This window comes from Verrucosispora sp. WMMD573, from assembly GCF_027497175.1.
Taxonomy (GTDB): Bacteria; Actinomycetota; Actinomycetes; order Mycobacteriales; family Micromonosporaceae; genus Micromonospora.
On record NZ_CP114901.1, the window covers coordinates 5,947,657 to 5,963,844 of the forward strand.

Annotated in this window: 14 protein-coding genes and 1 tRNA gene; 5 read left to right on the forward strand and 10 right to left on the reverse strand. The window is 71.2% G+C overall.

The genetic code is table 11. From position 1 onward, the window contains the following. Positions 1 to 25 precede the first annotated feature (25 nt). From O7601_RS26910 to O7601_RS26920, 3 genes are all read right to left on the reverse strand, one after another. A complete protein-coding gene (locus tag O7601_RS26910; RefSeq protein WP_281563860.1) occupies positions 26 to 1,180 on the reverse strand; it encodes a branched-chain amino acid ABC transporter substrate-binding protein in 1,155 nt (384 codons plus the stop codon). A 364-nt stretch (positions 1,181 to 1,544) separates the two neighbouring features. After that, positions 1,545 to 2,747: a hypothetical protein gene (locus O7601_RS26915; protein ID WP_281563861.1), complete on the reverse strand. Its 1,203-nt coding sequence runs from the start codon at positions 2,745 to 2,747 to the stop codon at positions 1,545 to 1,547. A 73-nt stretch (positions 2,748 to 2,820) separates the two neighbouring features. After that, a complete protein-coding gene (locus O7601_RS26920; RefSeq protein ID WP_281563862.1) occupies positions 2,821 to 3,441 on the reverse strand; it encodes a response regulator in 621 nt (206 codons plus the stop codon). Positions 3,442 to 3,522: 81 nt separating this feature from the next. On the opposite strand from O7601_RS26920, the gene O7601_RS26925 reads away from it, so the two are divergent. Both O7601_RS26925 and O7601_RS26930 read left to right on the forward strand, forming a co-directional pair. Continuing rightward, positions 3,523 to 3,605 (forward strand) — tRNA-Leu (locus O7601_RS26925). A 32-nt stretch (positions 3,606 to 3,637) separates the two neighbouring features. Then, positions 3,638 to 4,387 (forward strand): transcriptional regulator, encoded by a 750-nt coding sequence (locus O7601_RS26930; RefSeq protein ID WP_281563863.1) that lies wholly within the window; start codon positions 3,638 to 3,640, stop codon positions 4,385 to 4,387. A 54-nt stretch (positions 4,388 to 4,441) separates the two neighbouring features. On the opposite strand, the gene O7601_RS26935 is transcribed toward O7601_RS26930, so the two are convergent. After that, the gene (locus O7601_RS26935; protein ID WP_281563864.1) at positions 4,442 to 5,617 is read right to left on the reverse strand and encodes a PLP-dependent aspartate aminotransferase family protein; all 1,176 of its coding nucleotides are present in this window, start codon (positions 5,615 to 5,617) and stop codon (positions 4,442 to 4,444) included. An 83-nt stretch (positions 5,618 to 5,700) separates the two neighbouring features. On the opposite strand from O7601_RS26935, the gene O7601_RS26940 reads away from it, so the two are divergent. Beyond that, positions 5,701 to 6,180, forward strand: coding sequence for an Lrp/AsnC family transcriptional regulator (locus O7601_RS26940; RefSeq protein ID WP_281563865.1), 480 nt, complete (start codon positions 5,701 to 5,703; stop codon positions 6,178 to 6,180). Between the two features lie 56 nt (positions 6,181 to 6,236). Next, on the forward strand, positions 6,237 to 7,241 hold the full coding sequence (locus tag O7601_RS26945; protein ID WP_281563866.1) for an LLM class flavin-dependent oxidoreductase: 1,005 nt from the start codon (positions 6,237 to 6,239) through the stop codon (positions 7,239 to 7,241). 272 nt (positions 7,242 to 7,513) lie between these two features. Here the strand turns inward: O7601_RS26945 and O7601_RS26950 are convergent, their stop codons facing one another. After that, positions 7,514 to 9,796: a cellulose binding domain-containing protein gene (locus O7601_RS26950; protein WP_281563867.1), complete on the reverse strand. Its 2,283-nt coding sequence runs from the start codon at positions 9,794 to 9,796 to the stop codon at positions 7,514 to 7,516. Between the two features lie 241 nt (positions 9,797 to 10,037). Between O7601_RS26950 and O7601_RS26955 the strand changes: the two genes are divergently transcribed. Then, entirely contained in the window at positions 10,038 to 11,474 is a 1,437-nt protein-coding gene (locus O7601_RS26955) for a pyridoxal-dependent decarboxylase (RefSeq protein ID WP_281563868.1), read from the forward strand. Positions 11,475 to 11,550: 76 nt separating this feature from the next. On the opposite strand, the gene O7601_RS26960 is transcribed toward O7601_RS26955, so the two are convergent. The 5 genes from O7601_RS26960 to O7601_RS26980 form a co-directional block, all read right to left on the reverse strand. Then, on the reverse strand, positions 11,551 to 12,507 hold the full coding sequence (locus tag O7601_RS26960) for a sulfite exporter TauE/SafE family protein (RefSeq protein WP_281563869.1): 957 nt from the start codon (positions 12,505 to 12,507) through the stop codon (positions 11,551 to 11,553). A 136-nt stretch (positions 12,508 to 12,643) separates the two neighbouring features. After that, positions 12,644 to 13,105: an Rrf2 family transcriptional regulator gene (locus O7601_RS26965; protein WP_281563870.1), complete on the reverse strand. Its 462-nt coding sequence runs from the start codon at positions 13,103 to 13,105 to the stop codon at positions 12,644 to 12,646. 122 nt (positions 13,106 to 13,227) lie between these two features. Further along, a complete protein-coding gene (locus O7601_RS26970) occupies positions 13,228 to 14,109 on the reverse strand; it encodes an acyl-CoA thioesterase II (protein WP_281563871.1) in 882 nt (293 codons plus the stop codon). Beyond that, positions 14,106 to 15,554 carry a pyruvate kinase gene (pyk, locus tag O7601_RS26975; protein WP_281563872.1) on the reverse strand — a complete coding sequence of 483 codons (1,449 nt, stop codon included), beginning with the start codon at positions 15,552 to 15,554 and terminating at the stop codon, positions 14,106 to 14,108. Before pyk ends, O7601_RS26970 begins: the two co-directional genes overlap by 4 nt. Positions 15,555 to 15,797: 243 nt before the next feature. After that, on the reverse strand, positions 15,798 to 16,163 hold the full coding sequence (locus tag O7601_RS26980) for a YciI family protein (protein ID WP_281563873.1): 366 nt from the start codon (positions 16,161 to 16,163) through the stop codon (positions 15,798 to 15,800). Between the last annotated feature and the right edge of the window lie 25 nt (positions 16,164 to 16,188).

Here is a 16,188-nt window from a genome sequence, read left to right on the forward strand (position 1 = left end):
CCCCGGCCGCACTCGGTGCCGGTCGTCAGCTGAGCTTGAGCTCCTGCAGCGGCTCGAACGCCGTGCCCTTGATCTCGTACGACCAGATGACAACCCGCGACGGGTCGACGTCACCGTTGGCGTCGAACTTGATGTACTTCGACACGCCCTGCTTGTCGTAGCCCTTCACGTACTCCAGGATCTCGGCGCGGCTCTTCTTGCCGTCCTTGAAGGCGTCCACGAAGATCTGCGCGGCGTCGAAGCCCTCAGCACCGTAGGAACCCGGCGCCTGGCCGTACGCGGCCTGGTAGTCAGCGGTGAAGGTACCGCCGGCCTTGTCGGCCGGGAGGCACGGGCAGGTGATGATGGAGCCCTCGGCACCGCCGGAGGCACCCGCCGGGAAGGCCGGGTCGTAGAGACCGTCCGGGCCGATGAACTTCGCGTCGACACCTGCGGCACGCATCTGGCGGACCAGCGGCGCGGCCTCACGGGTGTAACCGCCGTAGAAGACGAAGTCGGCGTTCGCCGCCTTGATCTTCGAGATGGTGGCGTCGAACTGCGCCTGCCGCTCCTGGATCTTGTCGCTGGCGGCGATCGTGGCGCCCAGGTTCTTGGTCAGCTCGGCGGTGATGCCGGCACCGTAGGCGCTGGCGTCGTCGATCAGGAAGACCCGCTGCGCGTTCTGCGACTTCAGGTAGGTCGCCACGGCGCCCGCCTGGGTGCCGTCGTTGCCGACCACCCGGAAGAAGGACTTGTTGCCCTTCTGGGTCAGGTCGGTCCGGGTCGCCGACGGGGCGACCATCACCAGACCGGCGGCCTCGTAGACCGGCATGGTGGCGTCCGACTCACCGGAGAAGTGACCGCCGATGACACCCAGGAACGAGGCGTCACCCGCGACCTGGTTCGCCACCGGGGTGGCCTGCGCCGGGTCACCCTGCGTGTCGAACTCGACCATCTCGATCTGGCAGTCGGCGTTCGCGTCGTTGTGCTGCTTGATCGCGAGCTTGGCGCCGTTAAGCGACGGCAGCACCAGACCCGCGTTGTCACCACTGAACGCACCGAAAATGGCGATCTTGCCACCGCAGTCCCCGGACGCGGTGTCATCGCCGTTGCTGCCACCGGTGTCCTGGCAACCCGCGGCGGCCACCAGCACCGCGGCGAGCGCGGCAGTACCCAGCGCCCTTGAATAGCTTCGCCTCACGGCTTCCTGACCTCCTCCAGAAGCAGGACAGACACCTGGTCCGGGCAGCGGCGACGGCTGTGGCGCGGCACCACCGGCCCAGCAAGGAGACCCCCTGCGTTACGGCTCGTGATGGCGGAGCGTACCCACACTCCTACGGTCTCGGAAGAGTCAGAGGCGGGGTCTGCGAAACCGTTACGAAGACGACCCCGAATGCCGCCACTCCCGTAACAGGTCAATCCGCTGACCGGTGGTTGAGCGGCTGCCCGTCCGCCAGCCGGGACAGCATCGATCGCCGCAACCGACCTGGACCGACAGGCGAACTCCCCACCCGGAAGACATGCCGTGGGCAGCCGAAGCAACTACAGAAAGTAGCCGAACGGCTTCACTGGGACGTCGGGGCAAGCCGAGCGGTCCAGAGCGACGTGCCCGAGCCGTCGTCCACCGCCAGCCACCACCGTTGACCGTCCGCCGTCAGGCTGACGCTCCGGTCCGCCCCCACCGGTGCCGTCACCGGCAACTCGACCGTCCGCCACCGGTCGCCCCGATCCTCCGACAGCCACCCGCCGTACCGCTCACCGTCGGAGACCACGGCCATGACCCGCCCGCCCTCGGCGGCCAACCCACCGACCGAGGGCACCCCGCCGGCCACCGCACCGAACGCCCCGGCCGCTGTCCACCCCGTCGACTCCCGACGCCACGTGCCGAAGCCCCGGCCCCGCAGCCCCACCCCCACCGGCGCGCCGTCGACCAGGACCACCCGCTGCATCTCCTCGTACGCCTCGGTGCCCGGCAGCACGGTACGGCCCCAGTCACGCCCGTTCACCGACGTCCACGCCACCGGATCCCGGTCGATGCGGCCCGGGGGCAGCAGCCCACCCACCGCCAACCACCCCGACGGCCCGGACACCGCGTCGAACGCCCAGGTCACACCCTGCTCGTCGGTGGACAACTCCGGCGCGCCCTCGATCAACGTGAACTCCGCGGCGTCCGGCGAGACCCAGGCCGCCGCACCGCTGGCCCGGTTGCCGACGATCAGCCAGCCGGCGGGACCGGCCGCCAACCGGGACACGTTCACCGCCTTCGGCCCGCCGTACAGCTCGAACGACGCCGCCACCTCCACCAGCGTGCCGTCCCCACGCTGCCACCAGGTGCTCACCCGCGGATTGCCGTGCGCGCCACCCACCTTGCCGCCGACTGCAGCCGCACGCCCGTCGCGGCAGGCGATCGAGAACAACACGCTCCGCCGCCCGTAATAGGAATCGGCCAGCACCGGCACCGGCGTCCACTGCGCACCGTCCGGGCTGGACCACGCCGCCGGTCGGGCGTCACCGCCCCCGTCGACAACCGCACCCGCCGCATGCCAACGACCCGCGCAGACAGCCAGATCCCGCAGCACGATCCGGCCCGGCCCGTCGGGCGACGGCAGCTGGACCCGCTGCCACACCAACGACACCGGCTCCGGCTCGTCGGTCTCACCGCCGGATGCGGGACAGCCCGCCAGCAGCACCGCGAGCAGGCCGCACACCAGGAGGAGAAAGCGACGACCACCAGAGCGCGGGGTACGCGCGAAGCACCGAACGCCCATGTGGCCAGATGCTAGCGGCGACAACGAGCCTCAGCGATGGGTGTGACCACGGCGACCCAGACGGCGCGCCCGGTCAGGAGGCCGGCTCGGCCACCTCACCGCCGGCGGTCTCGGCGAGGATCCGCTCGGAGACCTCCTTCATGGTCATCCGATGGTCCATCGCGGTGCGCTGGATCCACTTGAACGCCTGCGGCTCGCTCATGTTGTACGTGGTCATCAGCGCGCCCTTGGCCCGCTCGACGGTCTTGCGGACCTCCAGCCGGTCGGTCAGCCCGGCCACCTCGGCCTCGAGCGCGGCGATCTCCGAGTAGCGGGAGAGGGCGATTTCCACCGCCGGCACCAGGTCGCTCTTCTGGAAGGGCTTGACCAGGTACGCCATCGCGCCGGCCGCGCGAGCCCGCTCCACCAGGTCACGCTGACTGAACGCGGTCAGAATGATCACCGGGGCGATCCGGGACCCGGCGATCCGCTCGGCTGCCGCCAACCCATCCATGATCGGCATCTTGATGTCGAGGATCACCAGGTCGGGCTTGAGCTCCTCGGCCAACCGGATGGCGGCCTCGCCGTCACCGGCCTCGCCGACCACCTCGTAGCCCTCCTCGGCCAGCATCTCAGCCAGGTCCAGCCGGATCAGCGCCTCGTCCTCGGCGATCAGTACCCGCCTGCGCGCGGCATCCGTCTGCGTCTCGGCCACGAGCCACTCCCACCATCGTTTCCGGCACGGCTACCACCCATGCTCCCGCACGAGCGTAGTCGGGTACAGTAAGCCCCACCCGCCGGGATGGTGGAACGGCATACACGGAAGTCTCAAACACTTCTGCCCGAAAGGGCTTGCGGGTTCGAATCCCGCTCCCGGCACCCTTGTCATACACGCGTTCGATGATGGTGGCGTGCATCCTCCCGAGATGCGGAATCGTGTCCGCGCATTACGTGCCCAAGGCCACACCATCCGCTCGGCGGCCCGTGCCCTCTCCCTCCCCTACACCACCGTCTGGCACTGGTGCGTCGACCGGCCGGATCCCATCATGGCCGGAAGTTCGACCCGCTGCTTTCGCTGCCTGCCTGGTGAGGACGGTCCCTCCGATCCACACGCCTACGCCTACCTCCTCGGCCTCTACCTGGGCGACGGCCACCTCGTCACCAGCGCCCGGGTCCCGGTCCTGCGCATCTACTGCGCCGACATCTGGCCAAGCCTGATCTCGCTATGCGACAAGGCCATGCGCGCGGTGCTGGCAGCCTCCGTGCAACACGTGCAGAAGCAGGGCTGCGTCGGCGTGCAGAGCTATGGCACGCACTGGCCGTGCCTGCTGCCCCAGCACGGGCCCGGCAAGAAGCACGAACGGCGGATTGTTCTCGCCGAATGGCAGGAGCGCATAGTCCGGACGGTCCCCGGTGACTTTCTCCGGGGCCTGTTCCACTCCGACGGCTGCCGGATCGCGAACCGGGTCACCGTGCGGGGAAAGACGTACGTCTACCCGCGTTACATGTTCGTCAACGAGTCCACCGACATCATGGGGCTCTGCCAATGGGGCCTGGACCTGCTCGGCATCGCCTGGCGGATGAACCGTCCCAACAGCCTGTCCGTCACGCGCCGGGAGGCGGTGGCCGCGCTCGATCGCCACGTCGGCCCGAAGTCGTGAATCGCCCGGACACCACCGACCGACGACTGCCCGCACGCCGAAGGTTCGACCGGGTCAGATCGCGGCGAGCGCGTTCTCCAGGTCGGCGCGCAGGTCCTCCGGGTCCTCCAAACCGACGGAGAGGCGCAACAGTCCGCCGTCGGGTTTGGCCTCCGCCTCGACGGGGCGGTGGGTGAGTGACGCCGGGTGCTGGATGAGCGTGTCGACGCCACCGAGGGAGACGGCGTGCGTGATCAGCCGGCAGGCGTCGGCGACCGCCGCGGCGGCGGGGGCGCCGCCGCGTACCTTGAAGGCGAGGAGGCTGCCCGGGCCGGACATCTGGCGGCCGACGAGCCCGGCCGGATCGTTGGCGCCGGGGTGGTGGACCCGCGCGACCGCCGGGTGTGCGGCGAGCCAGATGGCGAGTTTCTCCGCGCCCGCCTGCTGGGCGCGGACCCGCAGCGGCAGCGTCTGTAGGCCGCGGTGCAGCAGGTACGCCCCGAGGGGGTGCAGGATCGCGCCGGTCAGGGCGCGGATCTGGCGCAGCCGGCTGGCCCATTCGGCGTCGCAGGCGATCACTCCGGCGAGGACGTCGCCGTGGCCGCCGATGCTCTTGGTGGCGCTGTGCAGCACCAGCTGTGCGCCGTGTCGGGTGGGCTGCTGGAGGACCGGGGTGGCGACGGTGTTGTCGATCAGCAGGGGCACCTGGCCGGCGGCGGCGGCGAGGGCGGCGATGTCGATCAGGTCGAGGGTCGGGTTGGCGGGGGTTTCGGCGATCACCAGGGCGGTGTCGGGCCGGATGGCGGCGGCGACGGTGTCGGGCCGGGCCCAGGTGACGTCGGTGCCGAGCAGACCGGTGGCGAGGACGTGGTCGGTGCCGCCGTAGAGGGGGCGGACGGCGACCAGGTGTCGCCGGCCGTCGCGGGTGGCGGCGAGCACGGCGGCGGTGAGTGCGGCCATGCCGCTGGCGTAGGCGACGGCCTCGGCGGTGCCTTCCAACTCGGCGAGGGCGGTTTCGAAGCGGGCGACTGTCGGGTTCCACAGCCGTTGGTAGACGGCGCTGGCGTCGGCGGGGCGGGTGCCGCCGGTGGCGAGGGTCTCGTAGGCGTCGCCGCCGGCGTGCACCGAGGGCAGCGGGTTGGTGGTGGACAGGTCGATCGGCGGCACGTGGACGCCGAGGGCGGCAAGGTCGTCGCGGCCGGCGTGCACGGCTCGGGTGTCCACGGTCGTCATGTCGAGAGGATCGAACATCCAGCCCATCAGGGGCAATAGCTCCGAATATTATTCGCTATAATCGCTTTCGCAGCCGGTGTCGTTCGGTGAAGGATGGCGGGATGCCCCCCGCATCGAACGATGTTCGGCCGTTCGCGGCCCTCGACGACACCGACCGCGCGATCCTGACCGAGCTGGCCGGCGACGGCCGGTTGCCGAACAATGCTCTGGCCGAACGGGTGGGGGTGGCGCCGTCGACCTGCCTGGCGCGTACCCGGGCGTTGCGGGAGTGCGGGGCGATCCGGGGTTTCCACGCCGAGGTGCATCCGGCGGCGTTGGGGTTGCCGTTGCAGGCGCTGGTGTCGGTGCGGCTGACCGAGCACGCGCGGGCGGCGGTGGACGCGTTCCGGGCCCGCTCGGTGCGGCTGCCGGGGGTGGTGTCGGTGTTCCACGTGGCCGGCGCGGAGGATTACGTGCTGCACGTGCGGGCGGCCTCGGCGGAGGCGCTGCGCGACTTCGTGCTTGACCATCTGGCGGTGGATCCGGCGGTGCAGCACACCCAGACCAGCCTGATCTTCGAGCAGGCCCGCGGGTCGGGTTGATCACGTCGCTGGCCGGGTCGGGAACAGAACCGGCGTACGCCGGGTTGGCCAGCCGTGTGATCGACGTACCCCTGTCTGTCCTCGACCTCGCTCCCGTCGCCGCCGGCGCGTCCGCCGGTGAGGCGTTGCGGCACACCACCGAGTTGGCGCGACGCGCCGACGAACTGGGCTACCACCGGTTCTGGGTGGCCGAGCACCACAACATGCCGGCGATCGCGTCCTCGGCACCGGCGGTGCTGATCGCGCATCTGGCCGCACACACCACCGACATCCGGCTCGGCTCGGGTGGGGTGATGCTGCCCAACCATCCACCGCTCGTGGTCGCCGAGCAGTTCGGCACCCTGGAGGCGCTGCATCCGGGGCGGATCGACCTGGGCATCGGCCGGGCGCCCGGCACCGATCAGGTGACCGCGTTGGCGCTGCGCCGGACCATGGAGGGTCTGTCGGCCGAGGGTTTTCCCCGGGAGCTGAACGATCTGATGGGCTACTTCGACGAGACGGGGTCGGGACGGATCACCGCGACTCCGGGGCGTGGGCAGCGGCCGGCGGTGTGGTTGCTGGGCTCCAGTGGGTTCAGCGCTCAGCTGGCCGGCGCGCTGGGACTGCCGTTCTCCTTCGCGCACCACTTCAGCGCACAGAACACGTTGCCCGCGTTGGCGCTGTACCGGCAGAGTTTCCGCCCGTCGCGGTGGCTGGATCGGCCGTACGCGATGGTGGCGGTGAACGCCGTCTGTGCGGAGTCCGACGAGCGCGCCGAGTGGTTGGCCGGGCCGGCCGGGTTGTCGTTCCTGCGGTTGCGGTCGGGTCGGCCGGAGCCTCTCGCCACTCCGGACGAGGCGGCGGCGTACCCGTACACCGAGTTCGAGCGGGAGTTCCTGGCGCAGCGCCGGCAGGGTCAGGCGAGCGGTTCCCCGGAGACGGTACGCCGGCAGTTGGGCGACCTGCTGGCCAGCACCGGCGCGGACGAGCTGATGCTGACCACGATGGTGTACGACGTCGCCGACCGGGTGCGTTCGTTCGAGTTGATCGCCACTGAGGTGGCCGGCGGTCTGCGCCGCTGAGGCGGTGGCCGTCGCCCGGCGGGCTGCGCTGCCCGGGACGGCATGGTGGCCCAGGTCACAGCGTTCCCGGTGCCGCGAAACACGATCTTCACGACGGCGTCACCCTCGCGACGCGGAGCCCGCCTAACTTTGTATCCGGTGGTGGTACGGCACTCCCCGGTCGGGACGGGTCGGGGGTGCCGCGGTGTGAGGCACCGGGCCGCAGTTGTGCGGATTCCGCGATTGCGGCCCGGTGCCTTTTCCTTACTTCTATCGCTTGTTCACCCCGGCGGTCAACGCAGGTGGATGTCGGGCGCGGGTGGCGTGCTCATGCCGTCGCCGATGAAGAAGCTCGGGTGCGGGGGCTGGTTGTAGGCGGTGTTCTGCCAGGCGACGGCGACCCGGTACTGCAGGTCGTGCATCAGGGTGTAAATCCGGGTGCTGGTCGGCGTCGGGGTGCTGTAGATCCGCAGGGCCCGGCTGTCGCTGGTGCGCCAGACCACCTCCTCCCGCCAGTCACCGAAGAGGTCGCCCGAGAGCGCGGGGGTGGCCTTGGTGCCGTTGTTGGCCGCCACGCCACTGCCGGTGAGCAGGCGGGTGTCGCCGCCGGTGCCGTACTTGTCGATCCGGGTGGCGTCCAGCAGTTCGCGGACCGGGTCGCCGTCCCACCAGGCGAGGAAGTTCGTCGAGGACGGCTTGCGGCCGATGTTCTGACCTCGGGTGTTGGCCAGGCCGCTGACTGCGGACGACCAGGATTCGGCGCCGGGGCTGCCGGCCCAGATGTCGCCCGAGACGCCCCGGCCGTTGTCGCCGCCGGTCGGGGTGGACCAGAGAATCTGCCCGGTGCGGGCGTCGGCGAACCAGGAGCTGGGCTTGCTGCCGTCCTCGCTGACCTTGAAGTACTCCAAACCAGGGCGGGACGGGTCGAGGTCGCCGACGTGCCCGGCGTCGCCGTGGCCGTGGCCGGTGGACCACAGCAGGCGGCCGTTGTCGTCGACCGTGGCCGCGCCGTAGACGATCTCCTGCCGGCCGTCGCGGTCGACGTCGGCGATGGAGAGGCTGTGGTTGCCCTGGCCGGCGGCGGCACCGTTGCCCGAGGCATTGGAGTCGAAGGTCCACCGCTTGGTGAGGGTGCCGTTGCGGAAGTCCCAGGCGGCGATGACCGCACGGGTGTAGTAGCCACGGGCCATGATCAGCGACGGGCGCTGGCCGTCGAGGTACGCCGTGCCGGCGAGGAACCGGTCGACCCGGTTGCCGTAGTTGTCGCCCCAGGAGGAGACGGTGCCACGCGGCGGGTCGTAGTTGACGGTGGAGAGGGCGGCACCGGTGCGGCCGTCGAACATGGTCAGGTACTCGGGGCCGGCGAGGACGTAGCCGGCGGAGTTGCGGTGGTCGGCGCCGCTGTTGCCGATGACCTGGCCGGTGCCGGAGCGGGTGCCGTCGGCGGTCTTCATGGCCACCTCGGCTCGACCGTCGCCGTCGTAGTCGTACACCTGGAACTGGGTGTAGTGGGCGCCGGCGCGGATGTTGCGGCCGAGGTCGATGCGCCACAGCCGGGTGCCGGTGAGGGTGTACGCGTCGACGTAGACGTTGCCGGTGTAGCCGGACTGAGAGTTGTCCTTGGCGTTTGACGGGTCCCACTTGAGCACGAACTCGTACCGGCCGTCGCCGTCGAGGTCACCGACGCTGGCGTCGTTGGCGGAGTAGGTGTAGGCCTCGCCGCTCGGGGTGGTGCCGCCGGACGGAACCTGCAACGGGACGTCCAGGTAGCCGGAGGGGAACTGCAACGCGGGCGCGGAGGCGGCCTGCTCGGTGCCGCCCACCACGGCCCGCACGGTGTACGCCGCGCCGACCGGCGCGCCACTGTCCAGGTAGTTGGTGGCGCCGGTGATCGGGCTGGTGTTCACCCTGGTCGTGCCCCGGTAGAGGTTGAACGCCACGCCGGTGGTCTCGGTCCCCAACAGCCGCCACGAGACCAGGTTGGCCGACCCTGAGCGGACACTGACCAGGCCCCGATCCAGGTCCTCCGCCTGCATGGCTCCGTCCGGTGGCGGGGTGGGCGGAGGTGTGGTGGGCGGCGGCGTGGTCGGTGACGGTGGGGGCGTGGTCGGTGACGGTGGCGGGGTGGTGGGGTTCGGTGGCGGGGTGGTCGGTGTGGTGGCGCCGGTGCAGGTGGTGCCGTTCAGCGCGAAGCTGGTCGGTGCCGGGTTGCTGCCGTTCCACGAGCCGTTGAAGCCGAAGTTGACGCTGCCGTTGGTGCCGATGGCGGCGTTGTAGTCGACGTTACGGGCGCTCACCTGGGCGCCGGACTGGGTGACGGTGGTGTTCCAGGCCTGGGTGACCTGTTGCCCGGCGGCCCAGGTCCAGGTCAGGGTCCAGCCGTTGACCGGGTCGCCGAGGTTGGTGACGGTGACGTCGGCGCCGAAGCCGCCGGTCCACTGGTTGGTGACGCGGTAGTCGACGCGGCATCCCGCGGCGGCGGCCGAGGCGGTCAGGGTGGTCAGCACGCCGGCGGCGGCGACCGCTGTGGCGGTGGCCGCGGCGAGCAGGGCCGCCCGGGGGGCGGTGCGCAGCATGGTTCCTCCGGTGGAGGTCGGACGCGCGGCGTCCGGTGGTCCGCCGGCCGTGCCCGGAGCCGACGAGCGTTGTCCACCGGCTCTGCCCGGGCCGGCGGCCGCGCCGCGCTAGCGGAAAGAGTCCATCGAATCGATGAGAGTAAGTGCGTTCCCGCGCATCTGTGATGCTAGGGCAAGCGCTTTCTGCTCACAATCGATCCGCCGCCTTGCTCCGCAGCCGCTCCTTTGATCCACTCGCCAGGTGGCTGCACACATGACGCCCGAGGAGTTCCGCCGGGCCGGGTACGCGGTGGTCGACTGGATCGCCGACTACTGGACGACCCTGCCGCAACGCCCGGTGACCTCCCAGGACCCGCCCGGCACGCTGGCCGCCGGGCTGCCGGCCGGGCCGCCGGCCCGGGGTGAGCCGGTCGAGGCGGTCCTCGCCGACCTGGACAAGCTGGTCGCACCCGGGCTCACCCATTGGCAGCATCCGGGTTTCTTCGGGTACTTCCCGGCCAACACCTCGGGCCCCAGCGTGCTCGGTGACCTGGTCAGTGCCGGGCTGGGCGTGCAGGGCATGCTCTGGGCCACCGGTCCGGCCTGCACCGAGTTGGAGACGGTGCTGCTCGACTGGCTGGCCGACCTGCTGGATCTACCGGCCCGGTTCCGCTCCACCGGTCGCGGCGGCGGGGTCATCCAGGACTCGGCCTCCTCGGCCACCCTGGTGGCCACCCTGGTCGCGCTGCACCGGGCTGCCGGCGGGCGGTGGCGCCAGGCCGGCGTCGACCGTCGTTACCGGGTGTACGCCTCGACGGAGGCGCACTCGTCGGTCGAGAAGGCCGCCCGGATCGCGGGTCTGGGCGCCGACGGCGTACGCCTGATCGAGGTGGACCCGGCGACCCGAGCGATGTCGCCGGTGGCGCTACGCGCCGCGATCGAGGCGGACCGGGCCGCCGGGATGGTGCCCGCCCTGGTGGTGGCGACCGTCGGCACCACCTCCACCACGGCGGTGGACCCGCTGCCGGCCATCGGCCCGATCTGCGCCGAGCACGGTGTCTTCCTGCACGTCGACGCCGCGTACGCGGGCGCGGCGGCGGTCTGCCCGGAGTTGCGGTTCGGCCACGCGGGCCTGGAGTACGCCGACTCGTACTGCTTCGACCCGCACAAGTGGCTGCTGACCGGCTTCGACTGCGACGCGTTCTGGGTGGCCGACGCGGATGAACTGGTCGAGGCGTTGACCGTGCTGCCGGAGTACCTGCGCAACGCCGCCACCGAGTCCGGCGCCGTGATCGACTACCGGGACTGGCAGGTGCCGCTGGGTCGGCGGTTCCGAGCCTTGAAGCTGTGGTTCGTGCTGCGCTGGTACGGCGTCGAGGGCCTGCGCGAGCACATCCGTCGAGGGGTGGCGCTGGCCGCCGGGTTCGCCGACCGGGTCCGCGCCGACGACCGGTTCGAACTGGTCGCCGACCACCCGTACGCCCTGGTGTGTTTCCGGTTGCGCGGCCCGGACGGGCCGAACGAGCGCCTACTGGCGGCGGTGAATGCCACCGGTCGGATCTATCTGACCCACACCCGGGTCGCCGGCCGACACACCCTGCGGCTGGCCGTCGGCGCCCCGCAGACCACCCAGACGCACGTCGACCAAACCTGGGAGCTGATCGCACACACCGCCACAACCCTCTCCCCGGAGACCTGAGCCTCCCCGCAGCCCCTCTCGTTGATCATGAGGTTGTTGTCCCGCCGCCTGGCGCGTCGGGACAACAACCTCATGGTCAACGGGGATCGGGGTGGGCGGGTGCGCCCGCGCCGACCGGCTCGGCGGGGGCGTGGGGCGGGTCGGCGGGGGCGTGGGTTGCGGCGAGGGCCCGCTCGCGGCGGGTCCGCAGCAGCACCCGGATCGCCAGCGTCAGGGCCGTGATCCAGCCCGCGGCCAGCAGCAGGTAGACGAGCACCGGCAGGAAACCACCCAGGTCACCGGCGCGGATCAGGACCCGGGCGTTGGTCAGCACGATCACGCCACCGACGGCCGCGCCGAGCAGTTGGGCCGGCACGATGCGCACCAGCCAGGCCGCGATCGGTGCGGCGATCAGGCCACCGGCGAGCAGCGCGAGCACGATCGGCAGCAGGAAGCCCTCGGTGCCCAGACCGATCAGGAAGCCGAGGCTGGCGGCGGCGGCCACGAGGAATTCGGAGGTGTCCACCGAGCCGATCACCTTGCGGGGCTCCAGCCGGCCGCTGACCAGCAGTGCCGGGGTGGCCACCGGGCCCCATCCACCGCCGCCGGTGGCGTCGACGAAGCCGGCGACGAGGCCGAGCGGGCCAAGGAAACGCCCGCGCAGCCGGCCGGCGGCCGGGCTTCGGCGCAGCGGTCGGGAGAACCGGATGAGCAGGTACGCGCCGAGCGTGAACAGGATCGCGGCCATCCAGGGTGCGGCCGCCTCGGTGGAGAGCGCGCTGAGGAAGGTGGCGCCGGCGAAGGCGCCGAGCGCGCCGGGCACCGCGATGCGGCGCACCACCCGCCAGTCGACATTGCCGAACCGCCAGTGTGCCGTGCCCGCGGCGAGCGTGGTGCCGATCTCGGCCAGGTGCACCGAGGCGGACGCGGCTGCCGGTGCGACGCCGGCCAGTAGCAGCAGCGTCGAGGAGGTCAGCCCGTAGGCCATGCCGAGTGAACCATCGACGAGTTGCGCGGCGAGCCCCACCAGCGCGATGACGAGCAGCTTGCGCACGACGCCTCCCGGCTAATCGATATCTCCTATCGGCTTGGTCGAGAATGCGGCACGGTCGGCCTCGGGTCAACCCTGGGATCAGTCAGTGAGACGACACGCCGCCACGTGGCAGGCCGTCCGGCGGTGGCGCGGGTGGTCAGCTCCAGGCGCCGGGGTCGGCGACCAGTTTGGTGACCGGCTCGGGCAGGGTGCCCCGCGCGACGTCGGCGACGGTGACCAGTTCGAGGATCTGCCGCTCGCTGGCCCGCAACGCGATCCAGACCTCCTGCAACGCGCGGGCCGCACCCTGGTATCCGAGATGCTCGGGGCGTTGGCCCCGCACGTGGGCCAACGGCCCGTCGATCACCCGGATCACGTCGGCGAGGCAGATCTCCTCGGCCGGCCGGGCCAACCAGTAGCCGCCCTCAGGCCCGCGCTGGGCCTGCACCACGCCGGCGCGGCGCAGTTGCAGCAGGATGCTCTCCAGGAACTTCGGTGGGATCTGCTGCGCCCGCGCGATCTGGTCGGCGGTGACCGGGCGACCACGTCCAGCCCCGGTCACCGAGGCCAGTTCGGCGACCGCGCGAAGGGCGTAGTCCACCCGGGCTGAGAGACGCATGTCCGAAAGGTTAACTGTCGGGTACCAGGGCATTGCCCGGCGGCCCACCAGCGGTCGACAAAGGTCCGGCACGTCGTACCGTGGTCGCGGCGGTCGCTGGCCGAGGCGGCCGAAACGGCGCCTCAGTCGCCGACCCGGCGCAGCAGGCCCTCCTGCACGGCACTGGCGATCTGGCTGCCGGCCACGGTGAACATGCGGCCGGTGGCCAGCCCGCGCGCGCCGGAGGCCGACGGGCTCCAGCAGTCGTAGAGGAACCATTCGTCGGCCCGGAACGGCCGGTGGAACCACAGGGCGTGGTCCAGGCTCGCGCCCACCACGCCACCGGGCCCCCACACCTCGCCGTGCACGGAGAGCACCGAGTCGAGCAGGGTCAGGTCGGAGGCGTACGTCAGGGCGCAGGCGTGCAACAGCGGATCGTCGGGCAGCTTGCCGTCGATGCGCATCCACACCCGCTGGTGCGGGTCGGCAGGCCGGTCGCCCGGACGGACCCAACCCGGCTCACCGACGTAGCGCACGTCGATCGGGCGGGGAATCTGCCCCCAGATGCCCAGCCGCTCCGGGTAGCGGGACAGCCGGTCGGTCATGGTCGGGACCGATTCCGGCCCGGGCACGTCCGGCGGCAGCGGGGCATGGTGGTCCAGCCCCTCCTCCGGTCGCTGGAACGAGGCGGACATGAAGAAGATGGGCTTACCGTGCTGGAGCGCGACCGAGCGGCGCACCGAGAACGAGCGACCGTCCCGGATGTTCTCCACCTCGTACTCGATCGGCTCGACCGGGTCGCCGGCGCGCACGAAGTAGCCGTGCAGCGAGTGCACCACCCGCTCCGGGTCGACGGTGCGGCCGGCGGCGACCAGGGCCTGACCGGCGACCTGACCGCCGTACACCCGCTGCGGGCCGACCGGCGGGCTCATCCCCCGGAACGACATGGCGCCGGTGGACGCGAGGTCCAGCACCTCCAGCAGCTGGTCGACGGCGGCCTGACCGACGAGCGAGGTGTCGGTCACTGCAAGGCCCGCGCGGTGGCGGCGTCGACAAGCGACCCGAGCTGGTGCACCCGCAGCGTGTTTGTCGAGCCGGGGCTACCGGGCGGACTGCCCGCCACGATCACCACGTAGTCGCCGGGGTTGCCCCGGTTCAGCCCGAGCAGCGCCTGGTCGACCTGGCGGAACATGTCGTCGGTGTGCTGCACGAACGGCATCAGGAAGGTCTCCACCCCCCAGGAGAGGGCGAGCTGCGCCCGGACCTCGGGCACCGGGGTGAAGGCCAGCAGCGGCAGGTCGCAGTGCAGCCGGCTGAGCCGACGCACGGTGTCACCGGTCTGCGAGAACGCGACAAGCGCCTTGGCGCCGATGGCCCGGGCGATCGAGGAGGCGGCCACGGTGAGCGCGCCGCCGTGCGTACGCGGGTCGTGCTGGAGGCGGGGCACCAGGATCGATCCGGCCTCGGTGGTGGTGACGATCTTGGACATGGTACTGACGGTGAGCACCGGGTACTTGCCGACGCTCGTCTCGCCGGAGAGCATCACGGCGTCGGCGCCGTCGAGCACCGCGTTGGCGACGTCGGATGCCTCGGCGCGGGTCGGCCGGGAATTCTCGATCATCGAGTCGAGCATCTGGGTGGCCACGATGACCGGCTTGGCGTTCTCCCGGCACAACTGCACCGCACGCTTCTGCACCAGCGGCACCTCGTCGAGCGGCAGCTCCACGCCGAGGTCGCCGCGGGCCACCATCACCCCGTCGAAGGCCAGCACGATCGCTTCGAGGTGGTCGACCGCCTCCGGCTTCTCGACCTTGGCCAGCACCGGGCGGTGCACGCCGACCTCGCTCATGATCGCGTGGCACAGCTTGATGTCGTCCGCGGAGCGGACGAACGACAGGGCGACCAGGTCGACACCAAGGCCGAGCGCGAAGCGCAGGTCGGCGGCGTCCTTCTCCGACAGGGCGGGCACGCTGACCGCCACGTTGGGCAGCGAGACGCCCTTGTTGTTGCTGACCGGCCCGCCCTCGGTGACCAGCACCCGGATGTCGTTGCCGGTGACGTCGGTGACCTCGACGGCGACCCGGCCGTCGTCGATCAGCAGCCGGTCACCGGGCTTGACCTCCTGGGGAAGCTTGCGGTACGTGCAGGAGACCCGCTCCTTGCTGCCCACGATGTCGTCGCCGGTGATCACCACGGAGTCGCCGGTACGCCACTCGTGCGGCCCGTCGGCGAACCGGCCGAGTCGGATCTTGGGCCCCTGGAGGTCGGCCAGGATCGCCACCGGCTGGCCCGCCGCCTCGGCCGCCTCCCGGACAAGCCGGTAGACCGACTCGTGGTCGGCGTGGCTGCCGTGGCTGAAGTTGAGCCTCGCCACGTTCATGCCGGCTTCGACGAGCCCGCGGATGCGCTCGGGCGACGAGGTGGCGGGGCCAAGAGTGCAGACGATCTTCGCGCGGCGTGTCACGCCCATCAGGCTAGTCTCTCCTCCGGGTCGGACCACCGGCCGACCCCTTGCGCAATGTGGAACAGTTGTCCAACGGCACGCGGCTCACTGCGCAGCCGACGAGCGTGGGCCGCTCCGGACGTCGATGGCGGGCAACGGCGACCGCGCGCCGGAATGGTACGCCCCTGGCGCCAGGGCACGTCGGGGCGCTCCAGGCCGACGACTCTCCGTAACCATTCGACAACATGGCGTGAAGTTGGCCGGGTCGGCTCAGCTCTCCGTCTTGACCAGCGGAAACTCCAACGAGCCGGCCGGGCAGAGGAAGGTCATCACGTCCACCCGGTAGAGGCCGGCCTGCACCGCCGGGTCGGCTTCCATCACGCTGCGGACATCGTCGACCGATCCGGTCCGCGCCAGACCGAACCCCAGCGGCGGGTCCGGTTCCCGGGCCTGGCCGTCCACCGCACCGGCGACGAGGATGATGCCGCGCTCCTGCATCGCCTGCATGTGCCGGGCATGCTCGGCCTGCAACCGCTGGACGGTCTCGGCCGGCAACGCCCGTCCGGCGGCGCCGGGATACAGCACGATGCACTCGTACGTGTCGAGCGCGAAATCGACCTGCGGCTCCCCTGACATGGTCTCCCTTTCGCACGGCCCGCCG